At 56.8% G+C, this 6,559-nt stretch carries 4 protein-coding genes, 1 pseudogene and 1 CRISPR repeat array; of the genes and pseudogenes, 4 read left to right on the forward strand and 1 reads right to left on the reverse strand.

Annotated elements, in window-relative coordinates:
* Positions 1-70: 70 nt before the first annotated feature.
* The 3 genes from rdgB (at position 71) to tmk (ending at position 2,979) form a co-directional block, all read left to right on the forward strand.
* Complete coding sequence (gene rdgB / locus ACVWVQ_RS09195; RefSeq protein ID WP_414357613.1) at positions 71-682, forward strand: RdgB/HAM1 family non-canonical purine NTP pyrophosphatase; 612 nt, start codon at positions 71-73, stop codon at positions 680-682.
* 111 nt (positions 683-793) lie between these two features.
* Complete coding sequence (locus ACVWVQ_RS09200) at positions 794-2,038, forward strand: hypothetical protein (RefSeq protein WP_457508116.1); 1,245 nt, start codon at positions 794-796, stop codon at positions 2,036-2,038.
* Between the two features lie 290 nt (positions 2,039-2,328).
* A complete protein-coding gene (gene tmk, locus ACVWVQ_RS09205) occupies positions 2,329-2,979 on the forward strand; it encodes a dTMP kinase (protein WP_457388748.1) in 651 nt (216 codons plus the stop codon).
* Between the two features lie 43 nt (positions 2,980-3,022).
* Here tmk and ACVWVQ_RS09210 read toward each other — a convergent pair.
* Positions 3,023-3,206 (reverse strand): annotated as a pseudogene (locus ACVWVQ_RS09210) (hypothetical protein); the annotation flags it as partial.
* 257 nt (positions 3,207-3,463) lie between these two features.
* Between ACVWVQ_RS09210 and ACVWVQ_RS09215 the strand changes: the two are divergent.
* Positions 3,464-4,441, forward strand: coding sequence for a CHAD domain-containing protein (locus ACVWVQ_RS09215; RefSeq protein WP_457508118.1), 978 nt, complete (start codon positions 3,464-3,466; stop codon positions 4,439-4,441).
* A 72-nt stretch (positions 4,442-4,513) separates the two neighbouring features.
* Positions 4,514-6,500: direct repeats of the CRISPR family, unit length 36 nt; unit sequence GTTTCCAATTTCTAGGGATCCCCCCGAAGGGGGAAC.
* The last annotated feature ends 59 nt before the right edge of the window (positions 6,501-6,559 follow it).

Raw genomic sequence — 6,559 nt, forward strand, 5'->3', positions numbered from 1 at the left:
AGGAAGCCCTTGGACAGCCTTCCGCCTCCTCAGCTTTCCGCTACATCCATACGATTCGTAGGAACCTTCCATGACCCGTCCTTTGATCTTGGCCAGCAGTAGCCCCGGCAAATGGCGCGAGTTCAATGCCTTTTTCCAGGCCCATGCCCCTGCTTGGGAGCTGCGCCGCATGCCCTCAGAAATTGAGGTGGAAGAAACCGGCACCACCTTTGCCGAAAATGCCCTTCTCAAAGCCAGAGCCGTGGCCAAGTCTCTGGGGGAGTGGGCCATTGCCGACGATTCCGGCCTAGCGGTAGAAGCCCTTGGCGGTGCCCCTGGGATCCGCTCGGCTCGCTATGCCCCCAACGATGCTGCCCGCATCGAGCGGTTGCTCAGGGAAATGGAAGGGATCCCAAATCGCCGAGCCACCTTTCACTGCGCCATCGCCCTGGTGGATCCCCAAGGTGTAGTGCATGCCCTGGTGGAAGGGGTATGCTCAGGAGAGATCTTGACCCAGCCGCGGGGAGAGGGGGGGTTTGGCTATGACCCGCTGTTTTGGGTGCCCGAAGTGGGGCTAACCTTTGCCGAAATGAGCCCAGCTCAAAAAGAGGCCATCGGCCACCGAGGCCGAGCCTTGCGCGCCTTGAAAGCGCAGTTGCCTCTCCTGGAGAAGCGTATGGGCTGGCTTGGATCCCAGGAATAGCATCCGATGTCCTGGCCGGGGAGCTGCTAGGATACAATAGTCCCTTCCCTTCGGGGGAGTGAAATTGAAAGCCGTCTTGCCTTGGCAGCTGAGGGGAGCGCTCGAAGAACTATGGGTTTTTCTGAGTTTGAGGATCGAGATCCCATTGCAGCAGCGGAACGGACTGCTGCCCCCGATCCCAGCCGCTATGCTCCAGATTCTGCCGGTGAGGAAGCCGCGGTCTCCTCGGTTGCAAACTCTGGTGAAGGAAGGGAGCGCCAAGGTCGTCGTTCTCCACCCCCTTTGCCGGAAGAGGGCTCAACCTTTGTGGGCGCAGAAGATTGGCTGGACGATCGCGGTAGCGGGACGGAGTCCTTGGAGAATGGGCGGGATAGCTACAGGGAGTCCGCGCAAGGGGCCACTTCTCGCCCTTCCAACCGCTCCCCCCAGACTGGCCGAGACGAGGGGTCTCGTGTTGACAGCGAAAAGGGGGGGCAGAAAGCCGCTGCAGGAGGAGCCGGTGAGCGCCCTGGGCAAGCGCTAGTTCCCCGCCGTTCTGTCTCCGGCAGCCGAGGTTACGACGGATCCGCCCGTTCCTCTGCCTTTCGCGGTAGCGGGACGGAGTCCTTTGCTGGCCGCTCGCGTAAGCGGGACGGAGTCCTTGGGGAATCCGGCTACCGCAGTGACTACAGCCGTTCCGCTCCTTACGGCTACACCTCCGGCTATGTTGGCGGTGGGGGATATGGCGGTGGTGGGCGAGGCGGCAGCTCCAGCGGGGGGGTCTCCTCCTCCGATCTGACGATCCTGCTGGTGGTGGCCCTGCTGGCCTTCTTCGGGGGATTCGCTATCCGCAACATCTTCGCCGAGTCGGGCGGCTTTGACGATGAGCGCCCCATCCGCGCTGCCAATGTGCCCGCAGCCTTTCGCGATTTTTGCTTTGCCTATAACGGCACTGCCTCCTTTACTGTGGTGCAACTGACCAGCGTTTCTGCTCTGACCATGGCCTCAGTGCCCGTTTACAAGATGGATACTTGCACCATCCCTGTCAGCCAAACGGCCAATGCCCTCCAAGCTTTGGGCATCCGCGGCCGGGCCAACACCTTGGGCCCCCAGCTGGGGGGATCCAACCTCACCCTGATCCAGCTCCCCTTGGCCAGCAGCTTGGCGCGCGCCGTGTACAGCCAGTTTCCTGGCTTGGCCGCTCAGGGCAACGAGGCGCAGGTTTTATCCCAACTGGAAGCCACCATCAACAACGCCCTGCGCTCCAACATCGAAGGGTTAGCCCTGCAAAGCCTGGAGCCCACCAACATCCCCGACGTCTACGTGGTGGTGCCGGGGCACTCCTTTAATTTGCAGCCCCAACTCAACCTGCGCTAACCCTCCTGCAGAGCATGCCTCTAACCCCCAAAACCCTGAACTTTGCTGAATTTACTGAGCTTTAGGCGGTTTGGCAAAAGTCATTGAGAGGGATATAGTAGACCAAGTTTCCCCCTGATCCTTGAGTCCACCGCAACGGTTGCCGGGAAGTGAAGGGGGAAAGCGCTCGGGGGGTATTCCTCAGGGCTTTGCGGGATACCGCCTTCCTGCTCAGAGATAGGCAGGATGCGATCGCTTCTTTCCTGAACCATGTTCAGGAGAGTTCAGCGTGAATGTATCAGGACGACGGTGTGTTCATCACCCTAGAAGGCGGGGAAGGGGTGGGCAAAACCACCCAACAGGCCCTCTTGGTTGAGCGGCTGCGCCAAGAAGGCTACGCTTGCCTGTGTACCCGCGAGCCGGGGGGCACGGCGCTGGGCAAAACGCTGCGGGAGCTGTTGCTGCACGGGGATCCCTTTAGCCCTCTGGCGGAGTTGCTCCTGTACGCGGCGGATCGGGCTGAACACGTGAGCAAAGTCATCGCGCCGGCTCTGGCGGCAGGGCAGGTGGTGGTTTGCGACCGCTTTACCGATTCCACCCTGGCCTACCAAGGGTACGGTCGGGGGCTGGACTTGGAGAAGATCCGCCAGCTCAACCGATGGGTCACCGACGGGCTACAGCCGGATCTCACCCTGTGGCTGGATCTGCCCCCCGAGGTGGGGCTAGAACGGGCTCGCTCCCGTTCTTCTGGCGCAGTTGAGCTAGCGGTGCAGAGCACTAACGAGCAAGAAGGCCTAGAGTTCCACCGGCGGGTTTACTGCGGATTCGAAACCCTGGCTGCCGCAGAACCACAGCGGATTGTCCGCATTTCAGCCCAGGGATCCCCGGCAGAGGTGGCTGCCCGCCTCTGGTCAGTGGTCGAACCCCGCCTACCACTTGCGACAGCAGGCCGGGAGCCCTAGACTGATACATTTACGCTGAACATTGCTGAACATCACTGTTCAACTATGCAGCGATAGCATTCTGTTTGTTTCCAAACAGAATGGCGGTATCCCGCAAAGCTTTGAGTAGAATACCCAAAGCGCAGTTTCCGTGTCGTCTTACTACCAATTTTCTGCTTTGCTTTGGCTACCATGTTGGCAGACTCGAAAGTAAACAGAAAGATCAACTGGTAGTAATCCGTACTGAACATATTATACATTATTTTCAGTATAGTTGAGCTTATTATTGACTAGAGTCATGCTCTGTTCCGCTGACGGGAATGGCGCGACAGGCCAAAGCTCGCGACAGTTTCCCTGGCCACAGCCTGCTCGGTTTACCAAGGTTAAGATTAGGTTAAAAGGGAAGAGGCGGGGGTAACCTCAAGCTAGGCTGGATGACCTATGTGAAAATGTGAAAAGAGCCTGCTGCCCTCTTGGTTCTCGTTTTGGGTAGAGGAGACTGGCTGTGGACGCTGTTGCTGCTGAGCTGAAAACCGATCGCGTCAGCGGGACGGAGTCCTTGCACTTGACCTTGCCCTCATCTGCGCCCTTGCCAACCGTGGCCGCCTGGGCCCACCAGCTGTTGAGCCAGCAATGGCAGCGGCTGCAGAAACACGTAAAGCGAGTTCTGACCCAGCATCCAGAAGCGGCAGAGTCTCTGCACCAAATCCGGGTGACCCTGCGCCGTATTGGCACCTGGGTGCAGGTATTTCAGGGATCCGTCCGGCTGCCCAAGCCTCTCAAGCCCAAACGCCTGCAAAAGCTGGCCAGTGCTTTGGGCAAGCAGCGGGATCTGGACGTGCTGCTGGAAATCCTGCAGGAACCTTGCTGGGAAGGGATCCCGGCAGACCAGCAGGCAGAACTGGAGAAGCTAAAACAAGATCTGCAGCAACGTCGAACCCAAGCCGAGAAACGCTCCCGCCGCATTCTTGAAGATGCTGACTTCCTGGCGTTTCAAGCTGCCTGCGAGCAGTGGCTGGCTCACCCCCGCTATAAGCCCCAGGCGGAGCTGCCTTTGCCGGAAAGCTTGCCCCACTTGCTGACTCCCCTGCTGGCCCAGTGGCTGCTGCAGCCAGGCTGGCGGATCCCTGCTTTCCCCGCAACGGAAGCCCAGGCTGAGCAACTGCACGAGCTGCGCAAGGCCACCAAACGGCTGCGCTATCAGGTGGAGTTTTTTGCGCCCTTTTACGGGGAAACCATGCAAGATTGGATAGCAACCCTGAAGTGCTTGCAGGATCAACTGGGCCGCTTTAACGATTTGCAGGTTTTGCAAGGCGAGCTGCCTGCAGACTCAGACCTACAAACCCTTCTCCAGGAACAACAAAAACTAGCCCTCCAGGAGTGGCCTGAGCACCAACAGCGCTGCCTGGCCTCTGCCGAGCAGCACCGGCTTTACTCTAATCTTTTCTCTGTTTCCAATTTCTTTCCAACTGGGGATCCCTAGGTTTCCAATTCTATAGATCCCCCCGAAGGAAAAACCCCGCCTTATTGGCGGGGGATTTTTTGTGGCTATAGGGTTTCCAATTTCTAGGGATCCCCCCGAAGGGGGAACCAGAAGACCACGCAAGTGGCCCTGGCCATTGTCCTCGACGTTTCCAATTTCTAGGGATCCCCCCGAAGGGGGAACGTGAAGCATATGCATACGACAGTGTCAAACATATGCTTTGGTAGTTTCCAATTTCTAGGGATCCCCCCGAAGGGGGAACCCTAATCTGTAACTTGATTCTGGAGGTGGAAGCCCAGTTTCCAATTTCTAGGGATCCCCCCGAAGGGGGAACACGATTACCAATCGGCAACTCTCGTCCAGGAATACGATGGTTTCCAATTTCTAGGGATCCCCCCGAAGGGGGAACAGAGTAACGGTAAAAACTTAATTCCTAACATTGTGCGGTTTCCAATTTCTAGGGATCCCCCCGAAGGGGGAACAAAGCCATTCGGGGGAGTAGCAAGTTCAACGGCCTGGTTGTTTCCAATTTCTAGGGATCCCCCCGAAGGGGGAACGTAAGGCACAACGTGCCGAGCGCAAACGTCGCCGCTTTAAGTTTCCAATTTCTAGGGATCCCCCCGAAGGGGGAACTCTCATTTCTCGTAGAATCCTAGATTTTAAATCCATCAAAGGTTTCCAATTTCTAGGGATCCCCCCGAAGGGGGAACGAGGAAGGCAGCGTGGAAGTCGACTTCCGGCGGATTCTCAGGTTTCCAATTTCTAGGGATCCCCCCGAAGGGGGAACTAGGTCATCTACTCCACAGAATAGCTCTTTTGTGGTGGAGGTTTCCAATTTCTAGGGATCCCCCCGAAGGGGGAACTTAAGCTGCAGCTTGTCCCCTGTCTCCATAGCGAGTTAGTGTTTCCAATTTCTAGGGATCCCCCCGAAGGGGGAACACGCATTAGAGCGTGGGATCATCGAGCCGACTGGTTTCCAATTTCTAGGGATCCCCCCGAAGGGGGAACTGCAACTGTCGTGCTGTCTCGTATCCCAAGGTGCTCGTTTCCAATTTCTAGGGATCCCCCCGAAGGGGGAACATGATCTGTTTGAAAAACTCGAAACCGAAGAATTGTTGTTTCCAATTTCTAGGGATCCCCCCGAAGGGGGAACGTTGCGTGAGCTGACCGTATGGTCAGTGAAAGACAAAAGTTTCCAATTTCTAGGGATCCCCCCGAAGGGGGAACGGGTACCTGTAGTCTAATCCCCCACCATCAAAGGCTGCCATTAGTTTCCAATTTCTAGGGATCCCCCCGAAGGGGGAACGCGACTTAGCCAGAGCCGTGGATTTTCCCGATCCACGTTTCCAATTTCTAGGGATCCCCCCGAAGGGGGAACATCCGTAAATAACCTCCCCACCAACACACCCAGGTTCACACAGTTTCCAATTTCTAGGGATCCCCCCGAAGGGGGAACTTCTCAGAATATTCTCTGAGCAGGCCCTAGAAGCCCCAGGAGTTTCCAATTTCTAGGGATCCCCCCGAAGGGGGAACGATTCCCCTACTCGGTGGAAGCTCCACTGAGATCCCGAGTGTTTCCAATTTCTAGGGATCCCCCCGAAGGGGGAACTATTAGCCAGCTCTACTGGCAGGTAAAGTTACTCAAGGTTTCCAATTTCTAGGGATCCCCCCGAAGGGGGAACCTCGCTACTGCAACTGTAGTATTGGGTCGTATACCCAGGAAGTTTCCAATTTCTAGGGATCCCCCCGAAGGGGGAACATAATATGAAGTACACCAAAGAGCAAATCGTTCACGCTGAGGTTTCCAATTTCTAGGGATCCCCCCGAAGGGGGAACCGTATTCACTGAACAGCTGTATGTGGAGTATCTCCCCACAAAGTTTCCAATTTCTAGGGATCCCCCCGAAGGGGGAACTACGAACTGGCAAAGCACCGCTACGAAAATGAGCGTGGTTTCCAATTTCTAGGGATCCCCCCGAAGGGGGAACAATTCGTTACGTTTATGGTGACTGGCGCAAATATTTGTTTCCAATTTCTAGGGATCCCCCCGAAGGGGGAACTACGAACTGGCAAAGCACCGCTACGAAAATGAGCGTGGTTTCCAATTTCTAGGGATCCC

The organism is Thermostichus sp. MS-CIW-36, assembly GCF_054059035.1.

Excerpts from the sequence above, each read along its gene's own strand:
- ACVWVQ_RS09200 (WP_457508116.1), top strand. The coding sequence starts at position 794 with ATGGGTTTTTCTGAGTTTGAGGATCGAGATCCCATTGCAGCAGCGGAA.
- rdgB (WP_414357613.1), top strand. The coding sequence starts at position 71 with ATGACCCGTCCTTTGATCTTGGCCAGCAGTAGCCCCGGCAAATGGCGC.